Origin of the sequence: Mycobacterium sp., assembly GCF_050701675.1 — a bacterium.
GTDB lineage: Bacteria > Actinomycetota > Actinomycetes > Mycobacteriales > Mycobacteriaceae > Mycobacterium.
Map to the genome: position 1 here is coordinate 1 of NZ_JBOGDD010000139.1, position 3,686 is coordinate 3,686.

Consider the following 3,686-nt stretch of genomic DNA (forward strand, 5'->3'; position numbering starts at 1 on the left):
CGACGGGCAGTACCGCCGCGGCAAGGCGGCCTCGCTCAAGGACGCCGTCGACGAAGCGGTCGATGGGCAACCGAGTGTGGAGCACGTACTGGTGGTGCGCCGCACCGGGATCGACGTCGAATGGACCGACGGCCGTGACCTGTGGTGGCACGACGTCGTCGACTCCGCCTCGCCCGAGCACGTCTGCGAGGCGTTCGACGCCGAGCAGCCGCTGTTCCTGCTGTATACCTCGGGCACCACGGGCAAGCCCAAGGGCATCGTGCACACCACCGGCGGCTACCTGACGCAGTCGTCGTACACGCACTACAACGTCTTCGACGTCAAACCCGACACCGATGTCTACTGGTGCACCGCCGACATCGGCTGGGTCACCGGGCACACCTACATCGTCTACGGACCGCTGTCCAACGGCGTCACCCAAGTCCTCTACGAGGGCACCCCCGCCTCACCGGATGAGCACCGCCACTTCCAGGTGATCGAGAAGTACGGCGTCACCATCTACTACACCGCCCCCACCCTGATTCGTACCTTCATGAAGCTGGGGCGCCAGCTCCCCGCGGCTCACGATCTGTCCAGCTTGCGGCTGCTCGGTTCGGTCGGGGAGCCGATCAACCCCGAGGCGTGGCGCTGGTATCGCACCCACTTCGGCGCCGACAAGACTCCCGTCGTGGACACCTGGTGGCAGACCGAGACCGGGTCGATCATGATCTCCCCGCTGCCCGGGGTGACCGACACGAAGCCGGGTTCTGCGATGACCGCGCTGCCGGGCATCTCGGCCAAGATCGTCGACGACGACGGCAACGAGTTGGCGCCGGGCACCGGGCACGGCGAGCAGGTCAGTGGCTATTTGGTTTTGGACAAGCCGTGGCCGTCGATGCTGCGTGGCATCTGGGGTGACCCCGAGCGCTACCGGGAGACCTACTGGTCGCGCTTCGCCGAGCAGGGCTGGTACTTCGCTGGTGACGGCGCCCGCTACGGCAGTGACGGTGAGATCTGGGTGCTGGGCCGCATCGACGACGTCATGAACGTCTCCGGACACCGCATCTCCACCGCCGAGGTCGAATCGGCATTGGTCGGGCACTCCGGGGTCGCCGAGGCCGCCGTCGTCGGCGCCACCGACGACACCACCGGCCAAGCGATCTGCGCGTTCGTCATCCTCAAGGCCAGCGCTGCCGGTGGCGCTGACACCATGATCGAGGAACTACGCAAACAGGTCGCCACCGAGATCTCCCCCATCGCCCGACCCCGCGAAATCCACGTCGTCCCCGAACTGCCCAAGACCCGCAGCGGCAAGATCATGCGCCGCCTACTCCGCGACGTCGCCGAAGGCCGCGAACTCGGCGACACCTCCACCCTCCTGGACCCCAGCGTCTTCGAAGCCATCCGCGCCAGCAAGTAGGTTTCGCACGGATGTGACGGGCAAGAAAGTCCCGGTCCGCAGCCCGCGGAGTTGGACTATCGTGACTGCCACGCGCGGCGTCCACATGCCCGCGAGGAGCGTGATCGCCGGTGGGTTCATCCAAGACGGTGGGCGGCGGGGCAGCAGCCCTGGTCCCCTCGGCGAAGGTGCGCGCAGTTCACGAACTCTTCGTCGCCGGTGAGGTCGACGCCTCCTACCTGGACTCGACCCTGCTTCGCCGGGTCGTCGCGGAGAGTTGGCAGCGCAGCCTGGCCAGGGGCGTCGACCCCGACCGAGGTGCCCAGTCATCCGACCTCGCGCAGAGCATCGCCCGGATGCGGGCCACCCACCCACTGGCGTCCGCTCTTCCCGTAATCCGCAGGCTGCTCGTCCAGGACGCGACGTCCTCCGGGGTGATGGTCGCCATCAGCGCCGCCGACGGCACCCTGCTCTGGGTCGAGGGCGACGCCGGGGCCTGCCGCAAGGCCGAGGCCATGAACTTCGTTCCCGGCGCCGACTGGAGTGAACGCGGCGCGGGCACCAATGCGCCGGGTACGGCCTTGGCGCTCGACGCCGAGGTGCAGATCCGCGGGACCGAGCACTTCTCGCGGCTGGTCCAGCCGTGGAGCTGCACGGCGTTCCCGGTGCACGATCCGGGAACGGGCGCGCTCATCGGCGCGATCGACCTGACGGGCGGAGCCGAGGTGTCGTCGCAGCAGACGCTGGCCCTGGTGCGCGCCACCGTGGTGGCCGTCGAGAACCATCTGGCCCTGTTGCGGTTCACCGAGTCCGCCCGCGCGGACGGGCGGGTCGGGCTGCCTCATCTGTTGGTGCTTGGTGCAGATCGACCGCGGTGGGAGATCACCGACGAGCGCGGGCATCTGCACCGCACCGTGCTCACCGGCAGGCACGCCGAGATCCTGGTGCTCCTGAGCAGACACCCCGAGGGCCTGAGTGCCGATCACCTGGCGATGCTGTTGGACGACAAGCACCTCGACGTGGTCACCATCCGCGCGGAGATGTCACGGCTGCGCAAGATCGTCGGCCGCGAATTCATCTCCTCGCGCCCCTACCGGCTGACGGCGCCGCTGGCCAGTGACCTGGCCGACGTGTTCGACGCCCTTTCCTCCGGTGACGTGGCATCGGCGCTCAACCGCTATGCGGGTCCGCTGCTCAGCCAGTCGGTCTCCCCCGCCATCGCCCGGTTGCGCACCGAACTGAGCGCGAGCCTGCGAAGCGCCGTGTTGGCCGACTCGTCGGCGGGAAGCCTGTCGCTGCTCAGGCGCTGGCTCGAACTGCCCGAAGGCCGTGATGACCGGGACGGCTGGCGCGTGCTGCGTGACGGCTCGGGCGACAGACCGCTGATCCGGGCGCAGGCCCATGGACACCTCGTCGGCCTGGACTTCGAACTCGGCTGACGTCCCCGACAACGTTGCTCACGCCGTGCAACCGTGCTGCAACCCCCTCCTGCCTACCGTGAGTGACGACCGACACATTCGTCGCCCTGGTGCAGGAGAGGAAAGTCAATGACTGTTTACGCGCGGCCCGGTGCCGAAGGCTCGGTGATGTCCTTCGAGTCCCGTTATGACAACTACATCGGAGGCCAGTGGGTGCCCCCCACTGCGGGCCGGTACTTCGAGAACCCGACGCCCGTCACCGGGCAGACCTTCTGCGAGGTCGCACGCTCCGACGAATCCGACGTCGAGAAGGCGTTGGACGCCGCGCACGCGGCAGCGCCCGCGTGGGGCAAGACGTCGCCAGGCGAGCGTTCGCTGATCCTGAACAGGATCGCCGACCGCATCGAGGAGAACCTCGAAGCCATCGCCGTCGCGGAGTCCTGGGACAACGGCAAGCCGGTCCGGGAGACACTGAACGCCGACATCCCGTTGGCAGTGGACCACTTTCGGTACTTCGCCGGAGCCATCCGGGCGCAGGAGGGGTCGCTGTCCCAGATCGACGAGGACACCGTCGCCTACCACTTCCACGAACCGCTCGGCGTCGTCGGCCAGATCATCCCGTGGAACTTCCCCATCCTGATGGCCGTGTGGAAGCTCGCCCCCGCACTCGCCGCGGGCAACGCCATCGTGCTCAAGCCAGCCGAGCAGACACCCGCCTCGATCCTGTACCTGATGTCGGTAATCGGGGATCTGCTCCCCGCCGGGGTCCTCAACATAGTCAACGGATTCGGCGTGGAAGCCGGCAAGCCGTTGGCCAGCTCGAACCGCATCGCCAAGATCGCGGTCACCGGTGAGACGACGACCGGGCGGCTGATCATGCAGTACGCCAG

General features: G+C 67.9%; 3 protein-coding genes. All 3 read left to right on the plus strand.

All coding sequences use genetic code 11. The features are described from left to right. Positions 1-1,399 (plus strand): acetate--CoA ligase (locus ACRDUX_RS04100; RefSeq protein WP_526411283.1); only part of this gene is annotated, 1,399 nt, incomplete at its 5' end. A gap of 110 nt (positions 1,400-1,509) precedes the next feature. Beyond that, positions 1,510-2,817: a helix-turn-helix domain-containing protein gene (locus tag ACRDUX_RS04105; RefSeq protein WP_526411285.1), complete on the plus strand. Its 1,308-nt coding sequence runs from the start codon at positions 1,510-1,512 to the stop codon at positions 2,815-2,817. 108 nt (positions 2,818-2,925) lie between these two features. Then, positions 2,926-3,686 (plus strand): aldehyde dehydrogenase family protein (locus ACRDUX_RS04110; protein ID WP_526411287.1); only part of this gene is annotated, 761 nt, incomplete at its 3' end.